The organism is Mongoliitalea daihaiensis, from assembly GCF_021596945.1.
Lineage (GTDB): Bacteria > Bacteroidota > Bacteroidia > Cytophagales > Cyclobacteriaceae > Mongoliitalea > Mongoliitalea daihaiensis.
The window spans coordinates 42,496-69,465 of the sequence record NZ_CP063779.1; the positions used below are offsets into that span (position 1 = coordinate 42,496).

Consider the following 26,970-nt stretch of genomic DNA (forward strand, 5'->3'; position numbering starts at 1 on the left):
CCATTTAAGCAAACTGAGAGGGGTTTGCCTTTTTTTTCGATAAAAAAGACTGTTACGCTTAAGTAAAGTTACTGATTATCAATTATTTAATACATTTTTTTTCAGAAAAAAAATGCTCAAAAAAAATACAAATACTTGCTTATTTACGGAACCCCAAAAAAATACTCTTTGATTCAGATTGTAAACCCCAAATTAATACTGTGTTTGCTCGAAAAACAAATGTTTACAAATTTGAAATATTGATTATATGCAAATTACAGTTGATACTCGATTTATTATCAAACTTAAAATTTTGATAGAATAACCGGTTTTTAAGGCTTTAAATCAAGTTGAAAGGGAGAGGCTGGCAATCCGATGTGATTAACCAAATTGGCATGGGTTGGATTGTCCGCCCAAGCATAACGGATACTTTTGAAATCCTTCACAAATTCAGGTACTGAAACTTCGATAACAGATGGGCTGATGATAGATGCTTTACACCAATGGTACCTTCCCGATTCATCTGCAATGGCAAAGCCTTTAAGTGAATCGCCCGACCGAATTTCCAGACCTTTCCCGACTTCCGAAAAAGTAAGATGTATTTTTCGCTCTTTTATTGTTGCACTTCCGACAAGCGGACCTGAAAAAGGTCCATCCAAAAAATTATAAACAAGCTTTCTGGCCTGTAATGCCAATCTATCTCCCACTGATTTCTTATCTAACGGGTGTATATCATTGGCTTCGCCAACATCTATAGTTATAGCCATACCTGTGTAAGGTATTTGTAAAGATTTGCGCTGAATTTCCCTCATTTTGGCCCAATTGCTCTCTTGAGGAGTGTTTGAAGGCTGCATAAAATTGGGCAACTGAACAAAGATAAAGGGTAGTTCTGATCTATTCCAGAACCTCCTCCATCCGTCTATCAATTCATGAAACTGTTGTTCATACACCTCCACTGCCCCTGTATTCGATTCCCCCTGATACCAGAGAATGCCAGTGAATGAAATCGGTTTCAAAGGATGAATCATTCCCTGGAAAAGTCCTAAAGGTTTTAAACGAACACTTGTTTGGTTAGGAGCAGGCTTCACTACTGCTCCAATTGCAAACTTCCAATCTTTCTCCAGTTCAATAAACCCATCGTTGACAGCTAAGGAATACGGCTTCTGTTCAATAAACCGAGGTTTTCCCCGTTCACTTACCAGTCTGACTGTAAGCACATTCTTTCCCGGTTTCAATACTCCCACTGGAATCGTATATCTTCTTGGCGGATATTGGTAGCCCGTACTTCCAACCATCACTCCATTGACAAATGTTTGATCGCTATCCACCATCGTTCCCATTAACAAAGCAGTTTCTAAATCCGGTATTTGCGCCTCTGTTAGGACAATTTCCTTTCGAAACCAAAAAACTCCATTTTGAAGCTCGCCCTCCAATTCGGGAATTGAAAATAAATCAGGTATCAGTCTCCACGAACTATCGTCCAATAAGGGATCAAACCAAGGGACATTATCTTTTGATAAACCTAGATCAGATTTATTCAAATGCTGGGTCCAAGCATCCTTTTTTTCTCTATCTGATTTTTCAAGCGCTTCAATTACGCCATCTCGAGCAAAATAAGCTGCTTCCTCATAATCTTGGCGGAATTTTTTTAACGCATCTTTTGGCAACCAAGCCTGAATAGGAGAACCACCAACACTCGCATTGATGATTCCTACAGGGATTTGGTAGGTATCAGCTACGTTTTTAGCAAAAAAATAACCAATAGCAGAAAATGCAGGCAGCGTTTCCTTGGTGGGTTTCAACCAAGTTCCCGAAGAAAAATCCTGATTCCCTTCCACGAAATTGTACCTATCCGGAACATCAAAATACCGAATTGTCGGATAGCTTGCTAACTGAAACTCCTCTGGGAAAAGCGGAGAAACCCGCTCCATAGTCGTTTCCATATTGGATTGTCCTGAAGTCAACCAAACATCCCCAAACCAAACATCCTGAATTTGAATGCTTTCAGAAAGCGTAGAGACCATCATCTTATATGGGCCACCCGCTTGCTGTGGTTCAAGAACAACTTCCCATGATCCATCAACACCTGCGGTTGTAGTGAGCTTCTCTCCTAAAATTTGGACATTGATTACTTGTCCAACCTCGGCCCATCCCCAAATCTTTACCGTTTGCTCGCGCTGCAAAACCATGCCATCACTGATTAGTTTGGGTAATCGCAAGGAAGCATACACTTCACCCCAAGCTAGGAAGCAAACTCCTATCAAGACAAGAATACTTTTAATTGAAAAAGTAGCCCTTTGAGATGAAATCATACAATTTGAATTGGTTTACTTGGGTTTTTCTAACTGAACTGTGGGTAAATCTGTAGAATATTTTCGAATAATGCAACCGATTTCATTAAATGTCATGAATTGAGACAGCTACAAAAAAAAATAAGGATGAACAAAATGCCCATCCTTATTCATTTTTCTTTTTGACTTCTCGATCAACAGGCATTTCCAGTTTCTTATTTTACTGAAAAATGGTACTGGATTTTATGGCTGTAGGTCTCACCTGGATTTAAGCGAGAAGTAGGGAAACTTGGTTCATTGGGTGCGTTAGGGAATGTTTGAGGCTCCAAACACAAGCCCATGTATTGACTATAAGTTACTCCATTGACAGTGACTTTCCCATCTAGAAAATTCCCAGAATAAAACTGTACGGCAGGTGAATCTGCATAGACTTCCATCACGCGTCCACTACCAGCATGCTCCAAGGTTGCCATTTTTACCAACTCTGAAGAATGAGACTCTTTCACTACATAATTATGGTCATATCCACCCGGTACTTGGGCTATTCTTTCTCCGATTAATCGTGGGCTGCTGAAGTCAAAGGGAGTTCCTGCTACAGCTTTCAATTCACCTGTTGGAATAAGGTTTTCATCGACTGGTGTGTATTTTGATGCATAGAGCGTTAATTGATGTCCCAATACATCCTCTTTCATCGCACTCAAGTTGAAATACCCATGATGGGTAAGGTTGACAATGGTTGGCTGATCTGTCTCCGAAGTAAACGCTAACAATAATTTGTTATCAGCTGTCAATTCAAACGTTAAGGTTGTTATGAGATTTCCCGGATATCCTTCTTCCCCATCAGGGCTTATGTAGGTCATTTTTACAATCATGGACTCTTTTCCCTCCTCATAGGAAGCATTCCAAAAAACCCGGTTAAACCCCAGTAGCCCACCGTGTAGGTGATTGTCTCCATCATTGGTTGCTAATTGGTAAGACTCTCCGTCAATTTCAAACTTTCCTCCTGCAATTCTATTTCCAAAGCGACCAATCGCTGATCCGAAATAGTAATCATTGGTATCATAATCAGCAATTTGATCATAGCCCAACACGATATTTTCGCTATTTCCATCTTTATCTGGAACAATCAATTTGGAAATAACTCCCCCAAAACTGGAGATTTCCACTTGCATGCCATTACCATTATCCAATAAAAAGACTTTGGCGGTATTCTCACCCACAGGGACTTCTTTTATCTTAACATCAAAATTGATAGTCTTTGATTCCATTTGTAGTGTTTCGTTTTTAGGAGCCGAACATCCATAACTGGTCATGAATACTATTCCGGCTATGAGTAGCGAGAAGAAATGATTTTGTTTTTTCATAGTGGTTATTTTTCAGCATCCTTGGCCATAATAGGCATTAGATCCATGCTTGCGATCATAGTGTTTTTTTACTAAAGCATCCTTCAAACGCTTTGCTTGAGGGTTGATTTGCAATGTCAAATAGGCCATTTTGGCTACTTCTTCTAATACTTTGCTATTGTAAACAGCTTTGGATGCATCCTTTCCCCAAGCAAATGGGCCATGACTTCCAACCAAAATCATTTCCACTTCCGCCGGACTGAGGTTTTTCTCGGCAAAACAGTCCAAAATCTGCTGCCCGGTATTGTATTCATAATCTCCTTCAATCAAATGATCGGCCATAGGAGATGCACATGGAATATCAGCAGTCAAGTGATCCGCATGGGTAGTTCCGAAATTCGGAATATCCATCAGTGCTTGTGCCCATGCAACAGCATAGGTAGAATGCGTATGGCAAATCCCTCCTATAGTTTCCCAATGTTTGTACAAAAAGGCATGGGTTTTAGTATCGGACGACGGTCGCATCTTACCTTCCACCACCTTGGCGTCAAAGTCTACGATCACAATGTCCTTCACCGTCAATTGCTCATAAGGCACTCCACTAGGCTTGATGGCGAAAACACCATTCTCTCTATCCACGGCACTCACATTTCCGAAGGTATACACCACCAAATCGAGTTGGGGTAGTTGCATATTGGCTTCGTAGCAAGCGTGTTTTATGTTATCATACATAATTTAGATCTTAGATTTTAGATTTTAGATTTTTGGATGATTCTTAGATTTCTTACTTTTCATTGTTATCAAGGTTTTAGCAAAAATTGCTGTCAACTCATTAGCTTCTTTCAATAATGAGTCTACTTCAATCCAAGCTTTTTCTTTAACCAACTCTAGCCAATATCCTGATTCATCAGCTTCCTCTAATACAATTTGAAGCTTAGAAATAAACTCATTATCACTTCGAGCCCTACAAGCAGCTCGATAATTAGCTCCTATTGAAGTAGCTGACTTTACAAGCTGATATGAAATCACTCGAGCAGCTGTCAGATTGGGGAATTTTTCTACCAAATCAAGTACATGGAGAGCAAATTTTTTGGTTCTAGATTTAAGCTGATCTTGCATAGCGAATATCTTTTTAACTAAGTTTTTATTCCTTTAAGGCTTTATGGATCAGGTTTATACACTGTAAAATCAAATCTAAATTCTACCTTCTAAAATCTTAAATCTCTATCCATATCTTTTTTGTAGAAAATTATGGACATCATGACACACTATCCGATTATAATCGACTAACATATCGTTTATTATTTACTAATCTTAGCTTCTGCCTTCATCCCTCTGCCTTCATCCTTTTTCAACAAATTTCCCAAAAGATACATACTCCTGATACAGTCTCTCATAAACCTCCACATGCTCCGGGGTAGGATAGTAGACTTTGTCAAACCCTGAACCCATGGCTTGAATGGCTTCTTGAGTGTTAGGGTAAATACCTGCAGACACGGCTGCATACATAGCCGCACCTAAGGCTGGCGCTTGCTCGGAAGTGGCTACTTTGATAGGCATATTCAACACATCTGCCAAAGTTTGCATGACTAATGTGGACTTCTTTGCCACTCCTCCTAAGCCGATCACTGCATCTATCTGTACACCTTCCTGTCTGAATCGATCAACAATCCTTTTGGAACCAAAACAAATGGACTCTACCAATGATTTGAATATCCTCGCAGCATCCGAACCCATATTCAGATTTCTGATCGCTCCCTTCAATGCCTGATTGGCATCAGGTGTTCTCCTTCCGTTAATCCAATCCAAAGCAACAATAGTCGACTCTTCCACAGGAATTTGCAATGCTTCATCTGAAAGTTTGACCAATAACTGATCATCCAATTCTGCGATCAAAGAAGCTTTTTCATTTTCAGAAATGGAACTACTCTTTTGAATCAACTCGATACTAGGGTCTAAAAGAAGTTTTTTAAACCATGCCAATACATCTCCAAAGGCAGATTGACCTGCTTCTAGTCCAATTGTACCCGGTATCACAGAGCCATCCACTTGACCACAAATTCCGGGGATTAATTTATCTCCTAAAATCGCTTTCTCTGCAACCATGATGTCACAAGTAGACGTTCCCATGACTTTCATAAGGGTGTTTTTAGAAATCTCCGCCCCCACAGCTCCTGCATGCGCGTCAAAAGTTCCAACTGACACGACTACTGAGGTGGACAAACCTAGAACTTCAGCCCAATCCTGACTGAGATTTCCTGCAACTGCGTCTGAAGTATATGTCTCCTCGTAGAGACGGTCTCTTAGCGCTGCAAGATATGGGTCAAATAGTTGTAAAAACTCTTTGGAAGGTAATCCGCCCCATGACTCATGCCACATGGCCTTGTGGCCTGCTGCACATCTACTTCTTTTAAGCTCTAATGGGTTCTGGCAACCTATCAACTGGGCTGTAATGAAGTCACAATGCTCCATCCATGAATACGCTGCATTTTTAATCGATTCATCCACTCGAATTGTTCGAAGAATTTTCGCCCAAAACCACTCTGAAGAATAAATCCCCCCTTCAAATTGGGTATAATCAATTCCTCCCCAAGTTCTCGCCACTTCATTGATCTCATCAGCCTCTCCAATGCCTGTATGATCCTTCCATAGGATCATCATGGCGTGAGGGTTTTCCGCAAATTCAGGAGTCATGGCCAAGGATTGTCCTTTTTCATTGACCGCCATAGGAGACGAACCCGTAGTGTCTACACAAATAGCCTTTACTAATTTTGGATCTACTCTTGACTCTTTCAAAACTGCCGTGATAGTAGTTTGCAATCCTTCCAAATGGTCCAATGGATGTTGTCTAAACTGGTTTTTTACAGGATCACAGTACAATCCCTGCTTCCATCGAGGGTACCAAAAAACATGACTGCCTACAGTAGCTCCTGTTGCAGCATTTACTAACACCGCTCTTACTGAGTCGGATCCATAGTCTAATCCTATAACAAATTGATTACTCATTTTTTCAATTATTTTACACGAATCATTACAACCAAATTCACAGGAACAGAAAGATTTATTTCATTAATCGGATATGATGAAACTTTGGTGTTACTTTTCCATCAACACTTTGAATATTGATATCCAACATCTCTCCCATTGATTCTTCAAAATCAAATTCATGAACAACCATCTGTCCAGCAACTAGTTGCCTTGGCTTCATATCCACCCATACCCCATTGAGAAAAAGCTTGTAAGCCTCATCATTTTCAGGCTTGAAAAGCATAATCCTCAAAACTTTTCCTTCCAAATTGGTATTTTTCAACTGATAGGAGATAAATGATTGGGTACTTCTCCAAAAGCTCCCATCTTGCTGACCTGTTGCGGTTTGTTCCCCCTTAAATGCATGCTCAGATTCCGGTTGCTGCTCGCCTAAAGAAATTTTATCGACCGTTATGGCTTCTAATTTTCGAATCAATTGATCTTTCGACTGCAGTCCCAGTCTAAACTCTTGGTACTTCTGCGAGTCGATTTCAGGCCAGTAGACTTGATATCTGCTATCATGAATAGAAAAAAACGGAACCAATTCAATAGATGAAGTGGTAGCCAACAATTCTTCCGCCTTTAATTCAAAAGTTAAACCATCTGATACCTTTGTCGGTAATGTTTCCAATTCTCTTTTCAAAACAGGGGTAAGTTCCAGCGGAGTCATCGGTCCTGCAGCTACATGTCCCATCCTACTTCCATCCGCAATTAATCCCTGAAGCCCTTCTTGGCTGGTCTTTGCCCCTAAGACTACAGGGCCATAAAGGAAAGAAACCCAAGGCGAACCATCGGGAAGTTGTTCCTTCCTTACCTCCATAGGCAATTCAATTTCAATATGATCATTTTTGGACCATACCCCTTGAATCATCACATAACCATTGCTATCTCTCAGCAATTCAATTGCTTCCTTATTGACAAAAACTTTCAATTTTCCAGGAGCAACCCAACTTGGGTATCTCAAACGAAGCGTAGCTTTTACAGCTCCTTCATGAGCAAAACTAATGGCTGTTCCTTCCTGAAAAGGGAATTTTGTCTGTTGAATTAACTTGATTCCCATATCTTCCCAATCAAGTTCAGAAGCTATGAACAAATTGATGAATAGGTTATCTTCACTAGTTGCATAAATGGCATGCCCATACTTGGCATGGTTTTCCAAACCAGAGCCTACACAGCACCAGAAATTTTCATGTGGCTGAGAATATACCCTGTAATGATTAGGGCGCATGGAAGTAAAATAAACAAAGCCTCCATTTTCAGGGTGCTGACTGGAAAGAATGTGGTTGAAAAGTGTGCGTTCGTAATAGTCAAAATAGCTGGCCTGAGGAGATTTTTGGAATAGTTTCTCGGAAAGTCTCAGCATGTTGTAGGAATTACAAGTCTCAGGACCTTCCTCGGATGAAATCATAGATGAAAAATCTTTGGCAGGATGAAAATGCTCCCGAACACTATTTCCTCCTATGGAAACTGAGCGCTGATTGACCACTATATCCCAGAAAAATTGAGCAGCTTGACTCAGTTCATCATCGCCCGAAAGTGCTGCTATTCGCTGAAACCCAATCACTTTAGGGATTTGTGTATTGGCATGCATTCCAGTCAGTCTATCTTCCCCTTCCGTTAATGGTGCCAGCAATGTTTGGTGAGACATTTGTCTAGCAAGGGTCAAATAGCGTGGGTCAGAAGTTAATTCATACATATCTGCAAAAATCTCATTTAAGCCTCCATGCTCGCTGATGAGTATCTCTTGAAATTCCTTTTCTGTGTAGGTTGCTGTAAGCTCTAAAAACCAATCTGTAAGCCCCATCAACATAGGTTTGGCTTGTTCCTTCCCTGCGATTAGGTAGGCATCTCTTAAGCCAGCAAAGATTTTGTGAATATTATACAAAGGCACCCAACGGTCATTTAAAGAAAAACTTCCTGCCTTGATTTGGCCTTTTCTCAGCTCTTCCCAGATTATTTTTCCTCCGGGTACGCCGCTCAGATATCCTGAACCATTCGCTTCTTGAGCAATTTGTAATTGCTCTAACATGTAATCTAGGCGTTTTTCAATCGCTGGATCACCTGTAGAAGCAAAAGTCATCGCTAAAGCAGATAAGTAATGCCCACCTGTGTGTCCATCCAGTCCTCCACTTTCCCAGTTCCCATAATTTGCAACCGGCCAAGATAACCCAGCCTCTTTCATAAATGGAGCAAGCAGGCGATCTACATCCATTTCAAGAATATACTCTTGATTGGTTTTCATCGCTTGACTGAATGGACTTTCCAATAAAGTGACTTGGTCTAAACGAAAAAAATCCACTCCAGAGGTCTGTGCTTGAAGACTCAGCACATGAATAAAAAAGAATCCAATGATATGTAAACAAGCCTTGTAACTCATGAATGCTTTACAAAATTCAAGTAAGGCGTTGATGCCTTACTTGAAGTGGTTTATAGGTTTGAAAGTGAATATTCTTTTGAAAAGAAAGTAAAGCAAGGCGGATATTTTCAATCCGCCTGCTTTAATTTCCAATAACAACTAACCCAAATACATTGCTTTTACTCAATCGTTTAACCCTATGAGCTATTACTTTTTCGAAATTGAAGTAAAAATAATAGAATAGCAAATTTTTAAATGTTTTTTTTACACTAATTAAAATAAAGATCCATGATCTAGCAGATTATACCCATGAAACAAGTGTTTAATTACTGATTATCAATGATTTAAAAAATCGTGTAAAAGATGTGCGTTTTTATATGTAAGCCATCCAATGATATACATTCAACCGATAAATATTCCAAATTATCTTGAAAGCATAGTTTCGGACTCTTATTAAGTGTAAAAATTGGAATTAAAATGATTTTCACTTATTTTTCCAAAAAAAAACTGCATGAAATACTCGAATCAAACAAGAATGCTTGTTGCGGTGGATTGTATCATCTTTGGATTCGATGGAGAAGATTATAAAATTTTGCTCATCCAAAGAGGATTTGCTCCTGAAAAGGAAAAATGGAGCTTAATGGGAGGATTCGTTCAGATGGATGAAACGTTGGATAAGGCTGCCCAACGGATTCTCAAGCAATTGACAGGACTTCATGATGTCTATTTGGATCAAATGTCAGTATTTAGTCAACCTACACGAGATCCGATTGAGCGCGTAATTGCTGTGCCGTATGTTTCACTGATTGATATTGAAAAATACAATAAACAGATCAACAATGACTTTCACGCCAAATGGTTCTCGATCAGAGAAATTCCAAAACTGATTTTCGATCACGGAGATATGGTGGCGCTTGCATTACAGCACCTACGCTACAAAGCAGCCCTTCACCCTATCTTATTCGAATTACTTCCAGAAAAATTTACCTTGCCACAATTGCAGACTATGTATGAGGGGCTGTATGACACCAAACTGGACAAACGTAACTTTACACGTAAACTTCTCTCTAGTAATTTATTAGAGAAAACAGAAGAAAAGGATAAGTCTAGCTCAAAAAAGGGTGCATTTTACTATTCACTCAACGAGGATTTTTATGAGAAAAACATCACCAATATTTTAACCATTATTTCTAAAAGTGATACATCGCTCTTTTCAGATTAATTAAAATACTAGTTTAAAGTTGGAACTCCATGTCCGTACTCACCTCAAGAAAACATAATAGCTATTTTATTTAGTGTTTAAAATACACTTAACTATATCTTCAAATCAAACCTAAAACCTACATAACGGATGAATAGTAACATTCTTACAGAGAGTGAAGTTTGGTTTCTAACAGGAAGCCAACACTTATATGGCGAGGAAACACTCTTACAAGTAGCAAAACACTCTCAATTAATTGCGCAAGAACTTAATTCCTCAAAGGATATTGCAGTCAAAGTCATCTTTAAACCCACTGTCAAAACTACCGAAGAAATATACCGGATTTGCCAAGAAGCGAATCAGTCCTCAGCATGTATCGGTGTCATTACTTGGATGCACACCTTTTCTCCAGCCAAGATGTGGATCAACGGTTTGAAAATTTTGCAGAAGCCCCTGCTACATCTTCATACTCAATTCAATAGAGATATTCCATGGAATACGATAGATATGGACTTTATGAATCTCAATCAAAGTGCACACGGGGATCGGGAATTTGGCTACATGGTTTCCAGAATGAAAATCGAACGAAAAGTAGTCGTAGGTCACTGGCAATCTCCAGATGTTCATCGCCAAATTGATTCCTGGGCAAGGGCAGCTGCTGCTTGGACAGATTGGCAAGGGGCTAAATTTGCTCGCTTCGGTGATAACATGAGAAATGTTGCCGTTACAGAGGGAGATAAAGTTGAAGCAGAATTGCAATTTGGATTCGCTGTCAACACCTTTCCAGTAGGAGATTTGGTTGCATTTATTCAAGCTGCTAGCGATCAAGAAATCCAAGCTTTGATTGATGATTATGAAGCATCCTACACATTAGCTGACCAACTCAAATCCACGGGTAATCGTCGTTCTTCCTTGATTGATGCTGCACAAATTGAAGTTGGGCTGCGAAACTTTTTGAAAGAAGGAGGCTTCAAAGGCTTTACCAATACATTTGAAGATCTGCATGGTATGAAACAATTGCCTGGAATAGCCACCCAACGCCTCATGGCCGAAGGTTATGGCTATGCGGGAGAAGGCGACTGGAAAACAACCGCATTGGTCCGCGCCATGAAAGTCATGGGAACTGGACTTCAAGGTGGCAGTGCGTTTATGGAAGACTACACCTACCATTTTGATCCCTCAAACCCATTAGTACTTGGTGCACACATGTTGGAAGTAGACCCAGTGTTAGCAGCAGATCAACCCAGCTGCGAAGTTCACCCTCTTGGAATAGGTGGGAAAGAGGATCCTGTTCGTTTGGTGTTCAATGGAAAGTCAGGGCCGGCAGTCAATGCCTCTTTGGTAGATATGGGGAATCGCTTCAGACTCGTAGTCAACGAAGTGGAAGCAATACCTGTGACAGAAAAACTCCCTAATCTTCCGGTAGCTAGAGTCTTATGGAAACCACTCCCTGATATGCAGACAGGTTGTGCAGGATGGATTTATGCGGGAGGTGCACATCACACCTGTTTCAGTTTATCCTTGACTACTGAGCATTTGGATGACTTTGCAAAAATTGCAGGGATTGAAAACATCACGATTGGACAAGGAACCTCTTTGAAGCAACTCCAACAAGAACTCAAATGGAGTGATGCTTTTTATAAATTAGGCATGTAAACAAAACAGAACAAATAAAAAAAGCAGAACGACTAACCCGTTCTGCTTTTTTTGTTTAGTAAATAATATTCCTTTTTATGATTATCCCCTTTTATTCCAGTAGCTAAACAAATGAATATACTCATTATGCTTTCAAGCATCTGTTGACAGTGGACAGTTGACTTTGGTCCATTATCCGCAATAGTTCGGATATTATGTTGACTCTTGCTTAATTGCGGATAATCACATTCCTTTTTTAGAGAAATTTTTCAAACCATCATTTGAATAAATTTAAGCTTTCATCCCTGTAATCTTGGATGAAAAAGAGAATGTTATCCAAATAGGCAAAATCTTCTTTGGGGTGCATGGTGGTCAGAACTACTGCCTGCATTCCTGCTTTTCGGGCCGCCTCCACCCCTTTAGGTGAGTCTTCAAAAACCACACATTTTTCAGGAGCTACACCTACAGCAGAAGCGCATTTCAAGAAAACTTCGGGATTGGGCTTACTTAACACCACATCATCCGCATGAACAATGGCATCAAAGAAAGATCGAATACCCAAAGCATCCAATGAAAAATCAACATTGAAAGGAATGGCGGCCGTACCTAGCGCTATTTTATAATTCTTTCCCTGAAGCAACTCCATAAATGACTGAAAGCCTTCGATGGGAGCAATTAACTCTTTGTAAACTTCTTGGTACCGTTTCTCTTTTTTGATGGACCAATGGTGCATTTCTTCCTCTGTTAAAGCATCTGGCCCTAGTACACGGGCAAACAGTTCACTGTTTTTGCCATACATCTCTAACCAAACCCGCTCGATCGTAATGTCTACCTGAAGATCTTGGACCAGGAGATCATGCCAAGCTTTGGCATGGTAGGCCATATCATCGATGATGGTACCGTTCAGATCAAATAAAATTGCCTCAAATGATTTACTCATAATTTTTTCTTTGGATGACTTTTTTCACCTTCTCGACGATGGTCAATGCATCCAATCCATATTTTTTCATCAAATCCTCAGGCTTACCACTTTCTCCAAAGCTGTCATTGACAGCGACATACTCTTGTGGAACCAAATGCTTGGATACAATTACCTGGGCGATACTATCCCCTAGCCCACCTAAACGATTATGTTCTTCGGCCGTCACAACACAACCCGTTTTCTGGATGGAAGCCAAAACAGCCTCATCGTCGAGTGGTTTGATGGTGTGAATATTGATAATTTCCGCATCAATTCCTTGAGCTTTTAGGATTTCTTCTGCCAAAACGGCTTCCCACACCAAGTGACCCGTAGCAAAGATCGTAACGTCTTTACCATCTTTGATTTTCCAAGCTTTTCCAATTTCAAAAACCTGATCAGCCGGAGTGAAAACTGGAATTACTGGCCTTCCAAACCTCAAATAAACCGGACCATAATGATCGGCAATAGCCAGGGTAGCTGCTTTGGTTTGATTGTAATCACAAGGGTTGATGACTGTCATTCCTGGAAGCATTTTCATCATCCCTAAATCTTCCAAGATCTGATGGGTAGCGCCATCCTCCCCTAGGGTAAGGCCTGCATGAGAAGCACAGATTTTTACGTTTTTATGCGAATAAGCGATGGACTGACGGATTTGGTCATATACCCTACCCGTACTGAAATTAGCAAAAGTACCTGTAAATGGGATCTTCCCGCTGATGGTCAAACCTGCGGCAATCCCCATCATATTGGCTTCGGCAATACCCACTTGAAAAAATCTTTCGGGAAATTTCTTTTGAAAATCCCCCATTTTGAGTGAGCCAATCAAATCCGCACACAATGCCACTACATCTGTATGCGTTTCGCCTAATTGTGAAAGCCCTGCACCAAATCCTGAGCGGGTATCCTTTTTTTCTGTATATTCTAAAATCATCGGTTTCTTGGTTTAATAATCCTGAAGGGTTGACGGTAATTGAGCAAGAGCATTTTTCAATTGCTCATCATTCGGGGCTATTCCATGCCACTTATGGGTTCCTACCATAAAGTCAACCCCAAAGCCCATTTCTGTATGCAGTAAAACTACCACTGGCTTCCCCTTGCCAGAGGCTTCAAACGCTGCATTGATATCCACACATAGTTGGTCCATATCGTTACCTTCCGCAGCTAACACCTCCCAGCCAAAGGCTTTGAATTTGGCTGCTAGATCTCCATTATCCATCACCTCTTTCGTAGGCCCATCTATCTGCTGTCCATTGAAATCTACAAAGGCAATCAGATTGTCCACTTTATGATGTGCGGCAAACATGGCCGCTTCCCAGTTTTGTCCTTCCTGCAACTCCCCATCACCTGTTAATACAATTACCTTTTGGGTATCTTGATCCAGTTTTTTACCTAAAGCAGCACCGATTGCTACCGAAATCCCTTGACCAAGTGAACCAGATGCAATGCGCACACCAGGCAAACCTTCATGGGTCGTCGGATGACCTTGAAGACGCGAATCTAACTTTCGAAAGGTTGCAAGTTCACGCACATCAAAATATCCAGCACGTGCCAATACACTGTACCAAACGGGTGAAATATGCCCATTGGAAAGGAAAAACAAATCTTCCCCTTTTCCCTTCATCGAAAACTGCGGATCATGTTTGAGTTTCCAAAAATAAAGCGCTACAAAAAAGTCTGCACAACCTAAGGAAGCACCGGGATGCCCGGACTGGCACTGATGCACCATGCGCAATATATCACGCCTCACTTGAGTCGCAATCTCTTTTAGTTGATTACTATTCATATATTAAATCTAATAGGTTTGAATGCTAAATATAGATACAAAGTGTGAAAAATACACTTATAGAACCAATTTTTTGCAACCGATTTCATTTTTGCTCAGAATCAAATGAGTTTTGTGTATACCGCATTGTAAAATGACTCCCTTAATCTGAATTGGATAAAAAAATAAATCCGTTCCCCAGCCAGAAGAACGGATTTAAAGTTCAAAAAAGAGTTGTCGTCACCAAAAAATATAATCTTACAAAGCTTATCCCCTGAATACCTTACAAACATACATTCTTTAAGAATAAATAAATTGCAAAGTTCATGAAAGCAACTCTTTTCTTCATGAATCAGGGCTTTGAGTTCATGAAGGGGTAAAAACTTTCACAGAAGTAATTTCGCCCATAGGTTCAAAAGTATATGGCTCAATTGATTGGTAGCTTTTGTTCGAGGTAGACTTGGCCTTCCTCTCCTTTGATTTGAAGGATAACTTCTTTTGTTTCCCAATCAATCACTGCTAATCCATAATGTAAAGAAGCAATCAGATTTCCTACTCTATACGGATTATATTCTTCCCTATAACTTCTCCACACATGAGTGAGACCGCTTGAAGTAACTTCATAAATACCATTGGGGAAATTTTCATCTTGCCACTTAGATATTTCAGCAATATGCCTGTCACCACTAATTAATATTGGGTTTTTAACATTTGATTTTGCAATCAAATCAAAAAGTTTTTTTCGCTCATTGGGGAAATTAGACCATTTTTCATAAGGATGTTCAGTTGGAATATATTGGATTCCAGAAGCTATCAAATTCACTTGCGCTGTACTATTTCTCAATTCTTGTTCCAGCCAAGCCCATTGTTCCTCCCCAAGAATACTACCTGTCAGATTTGGCTGATAAACTTTATCCTCCGTGTAAAGCGTGTCTCGATTAAACCTAGCATCTAACAAGATAACTTTTACTTTTTGAGCGCCTATTCCATACTCGTAAGAGGCATAGGCCCCTTGCTGCTTTCTTCTTGGACTGTTAGCCTTCTCATCTAAAAAGTCTAATAGTAGTTGAAGAGATTCTTCTTTTTTACTATAAAATTTTCCACCATCGTTGATGCCATAGTCATGATCGTCCCAAACTCCAATTATTTGTGATTTCTCCTTCAATGTTTGATATGCTGGAATAGCGTTTTGAGCCATATACTTTTGTTTGAGCAAGGCCATATCATGAGTATCGCCATAAATGATATCTCCGAGCCACATAAAAACTTCCGGGTTATCTTGAGTGATTGGTTTCCACAAGGGTTGAGGAAGATCATGTTTATTGCAGGATCCAAAAGCAATTTTTGTAATAGTGTATTGCTGTGCCAAAACCGAACTACTAACAATCAAGGAACACAGCATGATGGCTGTGATAGCACTGATGATTTTTTTTAAATGCATTTTTTAGATGAATTAATCTTGTTGATAAATTGATATTGTGAATTACTTGAGTTTTCAATCTTTAACTTTTCTAACTTTTTTAGCAACTTCGATGTGGTTTGTCTACTTAGGCCTGACATCTGACTTACGTCTACAATAGTAAGCAATGAATTCACTGAAACAGTTGCTCCTTTAGCATCTACAACGCTTTCAGAAAACTCCTGAAATAACGCTTGCAACCTGCTGATGGGACTCATCGTGCAAATTTTAAACAATCGAGTTTCCATCCTACACCACCTCATAATTGTGGACCGATTAAACCAATCCGAAATAATGGGGTCATGGACAATCATTTTTTTGTAAAAACCTAATTCAATGGTGACAATTCTACAATCAGTTAAGGCCTTCGCAAATTCAAAAAACTGCCCGTTGAGATACCTTAAATTCCCAAAAACCTCATTTCGATATAAGATATCATAAGACACTTCTGTACCGTCCTCCAAATAAGTTCCTATTTTAACTGCACCTGCTTTGACCTGAAACATTTCTAAAGGCTTATTGGGGGGTATATAAATGTAAGCCCCTTTTTTAATGACTTTTGTGGTAATCAGGTTAGCATACTCCTCTTCAGAAAGGACCTCTTTAAAATAAGCAAGAATATCCATTTTTATTTTAAAAATGAGAAAGAGCTAAAAATAAATCTATACCCTTCCTCATTTTTTACAATAACTTAATTTTCACTTAATCACAAAGCCATGAACTAGAATGAATATCTAAGCCCCAGTTGAATTCTCCAAGGTGTACCATTGATAGGCAAAACACCTACACTTTGCTCCACATTGTAGATATATTGTTGAGTGGCTTGATTAAATCCCCTGATGCTTTGAAGGTTTCTGGAGCTACTCAAATTATTATTGACTCCCCAATCCTTGCTTAACATATTCATAAAGTTAAAGACATCTGCAGATAATTCTAGTTTTTGGTTTTTGACAATATTGATGTTTTTGAGCAACCTTAAATCCAGGTTATAAAACATGGGGTTTTCTCCCCCGTTTCGTTCAGCAATTCCTCCAAAGCTTTCTCTTAAATATTGCTTAGCGCTTTCGGCTGTGTTAGGATCATTAAGAATTGCATTATATCCATCACGGATAGCCTCAGGTGTATTGGGGTCATTAGGATCAAAAACGAAGGCTAGGGCATTGTTTAAAGGAAAATCACCTTGTAACGACCCGTTTGACACTAAGAATGAATACCTAGAACCTCCAATTCCTATCAATGTGGCTCCCATTACGAAGCCTTTCCAGGTAGGTGTGGCACCGTTCAACACGATCTTATCTCTAAATTGATTGTCAGAGTAGGACCAATTTAATTTTCTTGAATCATCTACAACAGGAAGGAAAGTAGAGGTATTTGCTACACAGCAATTGTAGGAACTATTGTCAAATGCTTGATTAAAGGTATATGAAGCGGTGAAATATCCATCTTTACCAATCCGAACACTTCCATCTACAATCAATGCATACTGATAACCTGCTGCAATTGAATTTAACTCTAGTACTCTTCCGACCTCTTGAGACTTTCTCGAATTTAGCCAATTGGTTTGACCATTGGCACCTATGGTGTTTGCTGGTACAAAAACTCCTCTATTCCCCTCATTAGTCAATCTAAAAAATGGCTCATCTACTAAATTACGCTCTAAATAAACATAGTTATTGAACGTATGTGAGTAAATCATATTGACCCCTGCCCGAAAGCGGTCATTGAATAGTTTGTTATAATTCAAATTCGCTTTAAAGGTATTGGGTACCCTAAAATCATCTGCAATACTATTAATGGTAGAGATAAAACTGGCACCTTCTGGGATTCCTGGAGCTTCTACACCATTCCTGTAACCAATGAAATCAGCTTCAGGAACCAAAGCCCCTTGCACATCTATTGCCGCTAGCATCACACCAGAATTTTGAATATTATTTACTTGGGCATAGTAATGCGGTTGCGCTGCAAACAAACCTGTTCCAAACTTCAATACATCTGTATTTTTTCCTTTAATATCCCAGGTCAATTGAACTCTCGGCTGAATATTTCTATAATCTGCAGGCTTATTGTCCGTGCGAAGGCCCAACTGATTGAAAACACTTGGATTAAATGCAGCTTCATTCATGAAAATAGTAGCATCGTACCTTACTCCCAACACCAGATTCAAATCTCTATGAGGATTGTATTCCATTTGACCAAAAGCTGATAAATCAACAACTGTTTGCTTAACAATCGGTAATCCTTGAAGTGGAACCTCTCTAGCATATCTAAATGGGTTGTTATTTTCAAAATCTTGCATTGAATTGTAAAAAAAGCGTCCATTTTGCTCATTTGACAACAAGGTTTCCAAATAAGTGACCATGTTATCCGTTCCAAAGGTGAAATTAAACTTCCCTCTTTGCATGTACGTGGTATTGACAATATGTACTTGCTGCTCTTTGTTGGTTTCGGGGAGGAAACGTTGCCCACCAATTTGCACATTCGTTGTCTGAATTGCGTTGGGATTGTTTTCCGTAGGGAATGGTGAAACTATCCGAACGATGGCTCGGGGCATGTTTGAGACAGGCAACTGTCTATTGACGGAAAATGCCCGTTCTGCATGCTGAAACTGAACCTTCAACTCATTAGTTGTACTTGCGTTTGCAATAGAGCGCAAAGAAAACAATAAGCTATTTTCTCTGGATGAAAAATCACCCCAAACTTCCGCCAAATTGATCGCAGTATTATCATTTACAGAAAAAGGGTTATTCCAATCTGTGTAATTGTTCCTTATGGTAAGTTTGTTATTCTTATTAATCTGCCAATCCAATCTGGCAAAAAAAGTGTTTGCTACGGTTTTCCTAGAAAATTCACCCACTTGTTGTTCAGGACCGACTCCATAAAGCCTTCTTGCCACATCAATAAATTTATCCAACGAATCTTTTCTTATTCTAAGTCTGCGTTCATCATCCTCATCCCGGATATCGGCAATAAATACAGGTTCTCCAGCATCCTGCCTATCAAAAACAGTGAAAAAATGAAGCTTATCTTTGATGATAGGACCACCCAAGCTAAAGCCCCATTGATAGTTGTAGAAACTCACATCCCGACGATTGCCTCGGATGTCATTAGGGCTTGCAAGGTTATCATTTCGATGATACATAAATGCAGAACCTTCAAGTGTATTCGTGCCAGCTTTGGTTACAGCATTCAAAGCTCCGCCTGCTTGCCTTCCTTGAGTCACATCATATGAGTTTGTGGCAACCTCAAATTCACGAATTGCTTCTATGGATACGGTGTATGGCCCCCTTCCGATTTCACCTGCTGTGAGCTGATTACGTGCATTAACCCCATCCAAAGTTACATTCGTAGATGTTCTCCTTTGCCCACCTAAATTGAGACCTCCACCACCTTGGAGTGGCGACAATGCAGTCAAATTAGTGAAATTCCTTCCTTCTGTAGGTAAATTTTTGATTTGTTTGGAATCAATCGCAGTGACAGCACCTAGCTTATCCAGTTGATTTTTAAAACTATCACCGGAGACGACAACCTCTGCCAAATCTGAATCCCCATAATCCATGGCAATTTCTAGGTTAACTCTATCCCCTTGATTCAACTGGTAACCCGTAAGTTTTTGAGGATTAAAACCAATGAAAGAAATAGAAACAGAATAAGGCCTTCCCAAAGGAAGCTGCTGTAGTTGAAATCTTCCATCCACTCCAGTAACCGTACCGGCTTCAAAGCCTGTGGACTCATTTCTAACTACCACCGTTGCTCCAACCAGTGGTTGTTTAGAATCATCTAGCACAAGTCCCGCAATTGTTGCGTTCGTAGCTTGTGCGTTCACTTCATTGAGCGAAAAAAGGGCTATAAGGAGTACTAGGACTCCCAAGCCTTTCGCAATTGAACTAACTGTTAATTTGGTAATCATGTGATAAAGATTGATGGTTTGTATACCACAAATCTCTATGCTTCCAAATTCCTCAAATGTTAAAAATTAACATGTTAAGCATTAGTAAATATTCCTTCACATTGAATTAAAACCGATTTAAAATAACTGGGGCACAAACTGACTTAAATAAATGCGCCAATTTCTCCAGATATGCCCACCTTCAGTTTCTACATAAGTGTAAGGCATCTCCACGGTATCCAACTTTTTGATAAACTCCTGATTAGCATCATACAAAAAGTCGGTTTTCCCTATGGCTATCCAATACAATTGATAGCCATTATCCCGCTGTTGCTGTAAGGTAGCATCGATATCCTTATAAACTCTTCCGGTAGCATCTTCCCTTGGCATAATAGCCGCCGAAAACAAGCCTACATAATCAAAGGTATTGGGATAGAAGCGGGAAATATGCAGCGTATGAAATCCACCCATGGACAGCCCTGCAATGGCTCTTTGGGATTTTTCTTTGTTCACCCGGTAATTGGCTTCTACAAAATCTATTATTTCGTTGAAATTGGCTTCATAAGTACCATCCATGGTTTGCGGAATCATAAATTGAGGTTTATAAAAACCCCGACTTCCCTCTCCTGGAGCAGCATCTTGGATCACATTTCCATTGGGCATTACAACAATCATCGGTTTTGATTTGCCTTGGGCTATGAGATTATCCATAATCTGGGCAGTTCTTCCCAAAGTTATCCAAGCTTCCTCATCTCCTCCTGCACCATGCAAGAGATATAACACCGGATAGGCTTGCGTAGAATTTTCGTATCCTGGGGGAGTGTATACCGTCAATCTTCTTTCCATTCCCAAACCCACTGAAGGGTACCATCTCTTGGCCACTGTCCCATGAGGTACCTGCTGTACTTTGTACAGATCGGCTTGTGCTCCTCCTACAATGAAAATATTGGTAACTGAAGCTACATCTCTAATCAAAAAAGGATTATTAGGGTCAATGGCAGGAAGTCCATCAACCAAAAAGGAGTAACTATACAACTCAGGAGCAAGCTTATCCGCTCGAAACTCCCAAACGCCTTTTTCATCTTTTGTCAATAATACTTTACCTGGCGCATCTACAGTTCCCATGGATGATTCTACTTTAATAGAAGGTAAAAAATCACCAGTAATTTCTACTTGTTGAGCCTGAGGAGCGAAAAACCGAAAGGTGACTGCATCACCCTCAATTTCAGGAGAAATCAAGTTTTGAGACCGAAAAATTGCCTCTTGAGCATAGGTGCTAGTTGCAAACAATAGAAATGCAAAGAAACGTAACATTTGATTTTTCATAAACCTTAAAATTAATAATGGATTTAAGTCCACTCAATTGAATGGCTTTTCTTAGGTAAGAATCGGTACACAACCTGTAAATGATTTAGAAACCATCAACTCTAGTAAAGATATTAAAAAAACGTGGTTAACAATCGCTAATACCCCATCACGACAACCACATTCCCCTTTTTTCGCCCGCTATCCACATACTGGTGTGCATCTGCTATGGCTTCCAAGCTAAAAACTTTGTCGATAACTGGTGTCAACTGTTGTTCCTCTGCCAATTTCTTTATCAGTTTTAACTGATCGACTGACTCAGATGCGTACTCAAATCCACCAACAGTTTTAAACACACCCCTTGCAGCCAAGTAAGGTTTGATTGTATTTTTGGAATACTTACCCACGGCATCCAAGATGAAATCGAACTTGCCACCAAGAGCCTGGAGCCCATCAGCATCGTAAGTAATTACATACTCGAGACCCAATCGTTTCACAAGGGATAAACCATCACTACTACAAACAGCCGTGACTTCTGCGCCATAGTATCGAGCCACTTGTACGGCTGCAACTCCGACCGAACCGGTCGCTCCCAAAATCAGTACCCGAGGTTTGGTGAGAGGAAGCTTTTTTAGGAATTCCAAGAAAAAAATAGCTGTCTGTCCTCCAAATATCAAGGAAGCAGCTTCTTCGTAACTTGTATTGCTAGGCATGGCAAAAAGGTTCCCATTTTCTGAAATGCACAAGTATTCGGCATGTGTCCCAAACTTAAATCCAGTCATCCCAAATACCTGATCTCCAACCTTAAACTTGGTTACCTTAGCTCCAATAGCCTCGATTTCTCCGGCAAATACGGTTCCCAAAATTGGATTTCTCGGTTTGGTAATCCCGATTGCCAAGCGCATAAACACCTTCATGATTCCCTCCGCAACCAATCCTCTCACCCGCACATCACCGGAATTGACCGCAGTAGCTTTCACAGCAATCAATACTTCATGACTTTTGGGCTGAGGCTTAGGTACCTGAGCGATTTTCAAGACTTCAGGGCCTCCATAGGCTGTACATAGAGCTGCTTTCATTGAAATTTAAAACAAAACAATTGAAATACTCACCTCACCTTTTCCAACATACTCATCGCTTGCTTCTGAGTTTGGGCATTAGATGAATGCGCTAAAATTATTCGTTGATTTTGGTTGAAATTCATGTCAAAGTACTCCGTAAGCGTTTGAGTCATCTCTCCGAAAAGTTCAATAGGACAATCAAATTCAAAATCAATTCTTTGCAGAGTTGGATTGAAACTATAGGTTCCTGTTCCACAAGCACCAAAAGCAGAATAAATGAAGTTATTGTCTTTCAGAAGTTCTAACTTAAATCCATCCTCGACATCATTCCATTCCCAAGCAGTTGGATTGGTGGACCCATCAGCTAGATCAAAGGACTGTATTTGCACCCATTTACCTAAAATTCTTTCAGATACTTGGGATTGATCCATAAAATCATTTTCATTGTCACACGATGATAAAAACAATGAAAATAGTAAAATGAAGACGGTTGTAAAGCTACTTTTGATTTGCATAAAAGATTACTGAGTTAATTGAAAATCACCACATTTAGAAAAATACCCCCATCTCCAAGTTGCTTGAAAGAAATAAGTGGTTTTTCCGATAGGAAAGATAAACTAAATCTTTATATATTTCCTAAATACGAAGATTTTAAATTTACTTTGCCGTTTAACTTTGGGAGGTTCTATCGCTGCGGTGGTTGCGTTCAATCGAAGTGATTGTTGCGTGAACTCATATTTCTGAAACTTCCCATCACTTACTTTTTTTCTTGGACGATTGTAACTGCTTCAACAATCGCTCTTCTTTGACAATACTGTATAAAATCAACACGATAATCCCTCCTATGGAAACAGCTCCTGAAACCTGAATATAGGTATAAAATCCCTGTGAAAAATATTCTTTAAAATAGGGCAATAGCAATGTATAACCTATGATATACGTAATGATACAAACAGGCGTGATCAGATAGTTGATAACCCGTCGAATGCCATAATACTTTTTAAGATAGGCATGATAAGAGTTGTGATCCATAGCAATTAATCGGCTTTCTTTTCGATAGATTGAAAGTAATTCAATGATCACTCTCAATACCAAACTTGAAATCATCAGTAAGAGCCCTAGATTAAAGCTATTCCATTGATTGAAAGCGTATAAAAAAGCATACACGCTCAATATGACTACCGTAAGCATCAACACTAGGATGCTGATGTATTGCCCTTTTCGTTGTTTTTTAGCCTTTAACAGGATATCGTCGGGAGTAAATGAGGGCATTTTTCCCCCTTGTTGATTCCACAATTCTTGTAATTTATCAGATTCCATGTTTGATACAGTTGAGTAATGATTTTCGAATTCGGCTCAATCGGGTTCGCAAGGTTCCATGCGCCAGCCCCACACTTGCCGCGATGGTTTCTTGAGGGATATTTTCAAGCTCCATTAGAATCAGCGTTCTGTTTTGCTCGCTCAATTGACTTATACAGCTATACATTTTTTCTATAGTTTCTCCCTCATCATTGACTGGCTCTTCAGTGATGGATTCCGTCAATAGCTCTTCTTTGACGATCACCTGCTTTTTAATCTTCCGAATATCTCCCAAACAAATATTGGTAGCAATTCTATAAATCCATGTGTCTATAGAAGAGTCTCCTCTGAATGCATTTCTATGATTCCATACTTTGATAAATGTCTCTTGCAGCCATTCATTGGCAAGATCCAAATCACCAGAGGAATAGCCTAAGCATAATCGGTGGACTTTAGGTGCATAGGCATGGTAAAGCTGGTTAAAGTCCTGTTCAGTCATTTCTTTGATGCTAAAATCTGCTGGATTTGCTCCATAAACCAATCGGGTTTATCTAACATCACAAAATGCGCACTATCTTCTGCGATCACAAGACTATAATCATTTAAATTAGCGTATTGACCGGTATAGGTTTGTCTGACCATGGCCTCGCCGTATGGATTGGTAGCTGCGATAATCGTAACGGGAATCGAAATAGCTTTCAACCCTTCTCTCATATCCAATTTCAGGTAATCGGTATACCCATAAACATACGTTTCTCTGTCAGCTTCTAACATCCAAGTATGTATCCGCTTTTGCTCGGCTTCCTTGATACTCATCCCCTTAGACATAAACGTGGCCATTTGTTCAAATGCTGCATCAGTCATGTCCAACTGCTGCTTGTTGTAGGGACTCTCATAGGCTAAGTTATCAGGATTAAAGTCGGGAAACATTAATGCTCCGGCAGCTGGCAGGGCATCCACCAAAACAAGTTGAGCGAGGCTCAAATCACTTTGGGTCGCAAGCCAAGTGGCCACAGTTCCTCCCAAGCTATGCCCAATGATGGTAGCCCCTTGCAGGTCTTTGGATACAATATAATCCTTAATGGCTTCATTTACCTGTGGAAGCCATGGAAAACCAATAGGCTCCTTTCCTCCAAATCCTGCCAAGGTAATGACATGGCATTCATAGGTGCTTTCCAATGCCTTGACAACTGGCTCCCAAACCTCTCCCGGTACGGTAAATCCAGGGATAAAAAGAATTGGATGCCCTTTTCCTGAAACCTCCACATGTATGGCTTGTCCATAAAGATTGGCATGCATGGAGAAATGAATGATTAATGCAATGAATGTTACTGCGATCTTTTTCATGGCTTTTAACGTTTGTTTTGCCTTTAGATGCAGAAAATCCAAAATGTTACATGGGATTGAAAAGTTTTTTCGAAGGATCATCCTTCCTGGTAGGCACAATAAAAATTAAAAGGCAACCAATCAGCTGATAAAAATGATGCTAGAGCTGACTGGATCAGTACGTTTGTATGTTGATGGTTTACTATTGTAATTGTTGCTTGAAGCCGCTTATTACCGGTACCCTCTTTTCAACTTTTGACCTCAAAATTTAACTGCCTTCCTTCCTTTAATGCTTTTTTATCTATATTAGAGCCAACAGCCATCCCAATTACCATCCCGATGGGTAATCCAATCCCTAAAAGCCCAATATTTCCCAGACTTAAACCAATCGATACTCCCATAGGCAATCCAAATGTAGTCATCCCGAGAACTAACCATAAATTACGGTAATAATTGATAGGAACTACTTTCATCTCTTTTTCGAGTTGCTTTAGAATGAGGTTTTGCTCCTGTTTGATCAGCTTTTTCAATTGTTTGCTCTCAGTTGTTGAAGCATTGATTTTATCTACACTAAGGTTTATTAAGCTTATTAGATTTTCAGTTAAATCTCTAGTTTTTAGCTCCTTAAGAAGTTCTGAAAATTGTGCGAAAACTATTGCAACCTTATCTTCAGACAAATTATTCGACAGACTATCTAAATCTTTAAGTTTCATGAATAGTTCCTTTGTTATGGCTTATGTTTTAAAGGTACGAAACTTTCTATTTGCTAGGAAGCGCTCGCTGTATATAAAGTGAAATTACCCTTTTTATGCAATAATCTTTTCTTATTTTCCTTAATTTCTTCAAGCTCAATTTTGAGAGTCTGACTGCCATAATTGACATAATTCATTTTCACAAACCCCATTTCTTCACTAACCATAGAAATACTTGCGTATTTTTCCCCCCTATTGCCACATACGCGCAGCTATTCACGTTATTCTACTATTTTTTTCAATTTTTTTGCTGACTTTTTATTGTAACCTTTGATGATTTCGGTCAATTGACCCTCTTCATTGATGACATAGAACATTGGCCACATGGTTCTATTCAAGTAAGTTGATGCAAATCCATATTCATCCCATAGGTTTGTCCAAGTGATTTTTTCTTTATTGTCTTGATATGCATTAAGCCACGTTTCTTTGGTTGGATCTTCCCAAATTGTAATCAGTTCTATATTATCATTATTCATTTCAGAGAGTTGTTCAAGAATGTCAATACTGGCAATAGAAAATACGCATCCCGAGGAAAATAGGCTGATAATTCTTTTGTTAGTATTCCCATTTATGACTGAAACTTGTTTTCCCTCCTTATTTGGTAATTTAAAGTCTTCAACTTTTTGGCCTTTCTTTAATGCCTTACGATTTTTTGCAGACAAATAATTTTCAATTCTCTTGTAATAAATAGTCTGTTTATTTTCTTCGCTGACTTCTTGAGAAAATATTTTCAAGTCTGAAATTGACATATTTTCTTTATTCATTTCAGCAAAATACAAACTAGGTATACTGTTAGGATTTTTCAGTATGAACTCGATTTGTGATTTCCCTTCTAAAGTCTCTATATGTTCGGAAATGGATTGAAATGGCGAAAAATCAAGAACTTCGAAAGATTTATCAACCCAATCTAACGTTAAGTTAAGACTATCACCTTCAAACCAAATCAACGGGGTCTGCTTTTCTATTTTACCACGTTTTGAAATTTTCGCAAGGTACACAAAGGAAGGCGTTTGCGGAATATTTCCGTTAACCGAAAAAGTCCCATTTTCTACTACTTTTAATGGTAAAAGAAACCCGTCTAATCCTAAATAGATTAACTCTGCAGAATTAAAATTTTTAATTTCCCCACTGAAATTCACATTTTTTTGAGCCTTAGCATGAAATAGTACGGAACACAAGGTTAGTATTAAAAGAACTTTCTTCATTTTGCCTGTGGTTTTTTTACTTCTAAACATAATTTCCCTGTCCTCAATGCCAAAACGCATGTTTTTGGGGAATGTTTCCCTGTAGTATAACGGAAACATTTTTTTAAAGCTACTCATTCATA

General features: G+C 39.4%; 22 protein-coding genes. 2 read left to right on the forward strand and 20 right to left on the reverse strand.

Annotation, left to right across the window (positions count from 1 at the left end; translation table 11 throughout):
* Positions 1-311 precede the first annotated feature (311 nt).
* The 6 genes from IPZ59_RS00135 to IPZ59_RS00160 form a co-directional block, all read right to left on the reverse strand.
* The gene (locus IPZ59_RS00135) at positions 312-2,291 is read right to left on the reverse strand and encodes a sialate O-acetylesterase (protein WP_236137866.1); all 1,980 of its coding nucleotides are present in this window, start codon (positions 2,289-2,291) and stop codon (positions 312-314) included.
* 194 nt (positions 2,292-2,485) lie between these two features.
* A complete protein-coding gene (locus tag IPZ59_RS00140) occupies positions 2,486-3,634 on the reverse strand; it encodes an aldose epimerase family protein (protein ID WP_236137867.1) in 1,149 nt (382 codons plus the stop codon).
* Between the two features lie 12 nt (positions 3,635-3,646).
* Positions 3,647-4,345, reverse strand: a complete 699-nt coding sequence (locus IPZ59_RS00145) for an L-ribulose-5-phosphate 4-epimerase (RefSeq protein WP_236137868.1) — start codon at positions 4,343-4,345, stop codon at positions 3,647-3,649.
* 24 nt (positions 4,346-4,369) lie between these two features.
* Positions 4,370-4,732, reverse strand: coding sequence for a four helix bundle protein (locus tag IPZ59_RS00150; protein WP_236137869.1), 363 nt, complete (start codon positions 4,730-4,732; stop codon positions 4,370-4,372).
* 222 nt (positions 4,733-4,954) lie between these two features.
* On the reverse strand, positions 4,955-6,619 hold the full coding sequence (locus IPZ59_RS00155; protein WP_236137870.1) for a ribulokinase: 1,665 nt from the start codon (positions 6,617-6,619) through the stop codon (positions 4,955-4,957).
* Between the two features lie 55 nt (positions 6,620-6,674).
* Complete coding sequence (locus tag IPZ59_RS00160) at positions 6,675-9,017, reverse strand: glycoside hydrolase family 127 protein (RefSeq protein WP_236137871.1); 2,343 nt, start codon at positions 9,015-9,017, stop codon at positions 6,675-6,677.
* 490 nt (positions 9,018-9,507) lie between these two features.
* On the opposite strand from IPZ59_RS00160, the gene IPZ59_RS00165 reads away from it, so the two are divergent.
* Positions 9,508-10,218, forward strand: a complete 711-nt coding sequence (locus IPZ59_RS00165) for an NUDIX hydrolase (protein ID WP_236137872.1) — start codon at positions 9,508-9,510, stop codon at positions 10,216-10,218.
* Positions 10,219-10,347: 129 nt separating this feature from the next.
* Positions 10,348-11,853, forward strand: a complete 1,506-nt coding sequence (gene araA, locus IPZ59_RS00170; protein ID WP_236137873.1) for an L-arabinose isomerase — start codon at positions 10,348-10,350, stop codon at positions 11,851-11,853.
* Between the two features lie 256 nt (positions 11,854-12,109).
* On the opposite strand, the gene IPZ59_RS00175 is transcribed toward araA, so the two are convergent.
* From IPZ59_RS00175 to IPZ59_RS00240, 14 genes are all read right to left on the reverse strand, one after another.
* Complete coding sequence (locus IPZ59_RS00175; RefSeq protein WP_236137874.1) at positions 12,110-12,772, reverse strand: HAD family hydrolase; 663 nt, start codon at positions 12,770-12,772, stop codon at positions 12,110-12,112.
* Entirely contained in the window at positions 12,765-13,724 is a 960-nt protein-coding gene (locus tag IPZ59_RS00180) for a transketolase family protein (protein ID WP_236137875.1), read from the reverse strand. The genes IPZ59_RS00175 and IPZ59_RS00180 overlap by 8 nt, the downstream gene beginning before the upstream one ends.
* A 12-nt stretch (positions 13,725-13,736) precedes the next feature.
* The gene (locus tag IPZ59_RS00185) at positions 13,737-14,576 is read right to left on the reverse strand and encodes a transketolase (protein WP_236137876.1); all 840 of its coding nucleotides are present in this window, start codon (positions 14,574-14,576) and stop codon (positions 13,737-13,739) included.
* A 406-nt stretch (positions 14,577-14,982) separates the two neighbouring features.
* A complete protein-coding gene (locus tag IPZ59_RS00190; RefSeq protein ID WP_236137877.1) occupies positions 14,983-15,996 on the reverse strand; it encodes an alkaline phosphatase D family protein in 1,014 nt (337 codons plus the stop codon).
* Positions 15,987-16,640, reverse strand: coding sequence for a Crp/Fnr family transcriptional regulator (locus IPZ59_RS00195; protein ID WP_236137878.1), 654 nt, complete (start codon positions 16,638-16,640; stop codon positions 15,987-15,989). Before IPZ59_RS00195 ends, IPZ59_RS00190 begins: the two co-directional genes overlap by 10 nt.
* A 95-nt stretch (positions 16,641-16,735) precedes the next feature.
* Complete coding sequence (locus IPZ59_RS00200) at positions 16,736-19,921, reverse strand: TonB-dependent receptor (RefSeq protein ID WP_236137879.1); 3,186 nt, start codon at positions 19,919-19,921, stop codon at positions 16,736-16,738.
* Between the two features lie 117 nt (positions 19,922-20,038).
* The gene (locus IPZ59_RS00205) at positions 20,039-21,226 is read right to left on the reverse strand and encodes an esterase (protein ID WP_236137880.1); all 1,188 of its coding nucleotides are present in this window, start codon (positions 21,224-21,226) and stop codon (positions 20,039-20,041) included.
* Positions 21,227-21,363: 137 nt separating this feature from the next.
* A complete protein-coding gene (locus IPZ59_RS00210) occupies positions 21,364-22,284 on the reverse strand; it encodes an NAD(P)-dependent alcohol dehydrogenase (RefSeq protein ID WP_236137881.1) in 921 nt (306 codons plus the stop codon).
* Between the two features lie 29 nt (positions 22,285-22,313).
* Positions 22,314-22,697, reverse strand: a complete 384-nt coding sequence (locus IPZ59_RS00215; RefSeq protein WP_236137882.1) for a hypothetical protein — start codon at positions 22,695-22,697, stop codon at positions 22,314-22,316.
* 322 nt (positions 22,698-23,019) lie between these two features.
* Entirely contained in the window at positions 23,020-23,586 is a 567-nt protein-coding gene (locus IPZ59_RS00220) for a hypothetical protein (protein ID WP_236137883.1), read from the reverse strand.
* Positions 23,576-24,064: an RNA polymerase sigma factor gene (locus IPZ59_RS00225; protein ID WP_236137884.1), complete on the reverse strand. Its 489-nt coding sequence runs from the start codon at positions 24,062-24,064 to the stop codon at positions 23,576-23,578. The genes IPZ59_RS00220 and IPZ59_RS00225 overlap by 11 nt, the downstream gene beginning before the upstream one ends.
* Complete coding sequence (locus IPZ59_RS00230) at positions 24,061-24,912, reverse strand: alpha/beta fold hydrolase (protein ID WP_236137885.1); 852 nt, start codon at positions 24,910-24,912, stop codon at positions 24,061-24,063. Before IPZ59_RS00230 ends, IPZ59_RS00225 begins: the two co-directional genes overlap by 4 nt.
* A 227-nt stretch (positions 24,913-25,139) precedes the next feature.
* Complete coding sequence (locus tag IPZ59_RS00235) at positions 25,140-25,604, reverse strand: hypothetical protein (RefSeq protein ID WP_236137886.1); 465 nt, start codon at positions 25,602-25,604, stop codon at positions 25,140-25,142.
* 260 nt (positions 25,605-25,864) lie between these two features.
* Positions 25,865-26,908 carry a thioredoxin domain-containing protein gene (locus IPZ59_RS00240; RefSeq protein ID WP_236137887.1) on the reverse strand — a complete coding sequence of 348 codons (1,044 nt, stop codon included), beginning with the start codon at positions 26,906-26,908 and terminating at the stop codon, positions 25,865-25,867.
* Positions 26,909-26,970 lie beyond the last annotated feature (62 nt).